The organism is Candidatus Symbiopectobacterium sp. NZEC127 (assembly GCF_025962675.1).
In the GTDB taxonomy this organism is placed as follows: domain Bacteria; phylum Pseudomonadota; class Gammaproteobacteria; order Enterobacterales; family Enterobacteriaceae; genus Symbiopectobacterium.
In genome coordinates this window covers 1-596 of sequence record NZ_JAGFPG010000054.1, presented here as the reverse complement: position 1 = coordinate 596, position 596 = coordinate 1, and the positions used below count along the sequence as shown (strand labels likewise).

At 47.8% G+C, this 596-nt stretch carries 1 protein-coding gene; it reads left to right on the top strand.

The features are described from left to right. Positions 1–193 precede the first annotated feature (193 nt). Positions 194–596, top strand: a 403-nt coding sequence (locus J5069_RS23890) for an anion permease (protein WP_264646132.1), incomplete at its 3' end; no start/stop codon positions are given.

Genomic DNA, 596 nt, shown 5'->3' with positions numbered 1-596 from the left:
TTTCTCGCCTTTTTTTCTGCTGCTGATGTATCCGCTTTACAAAATATCCTTATTACCGAATTAGAATGACAATCAAGAGAATAAGATATTGGTAATCGGGGTGATGAAGGAAGAATAACGAAACACCGCTCCTCCGCACTGCATTGGGTGGGAAAAAACGAATTCCGTTTTAATCTTCTAGCGTGGTGTTTTTATGTCTGCAAACAGTAGCAGGTTAGTTAAGCTCCTCATCATTATCGGTATTGCTATCGCGTTATGGTTATTGCCTGTGCCGGAGGGCGTCAAGCCTGATGCTTGGCACCTGATGGCCATCTTCATTGCCACCGTTATTGGTCTTATTCTCTCCCCGTATCCCCTCGGTGCCATGGCGATGTTCAGTTTGACGTCCGTGGCGATCCTTGGTTTGCTCTCGATTAAGGACGTGTTGGCTGGCTTTAGCGACCCGACCATCTGGATGATCGCCTGCGCCTTCTTTATCTCGCGCGGCTTTATCAAAACCGGCTTTGGCCGTCGTATCGGTTTGTTGTTCATCAGCAAACTGGGTAACAGCTCGCTCGGTCTGGCTTATGGTCTGGTGTTTACCGACCTGTTGTTTG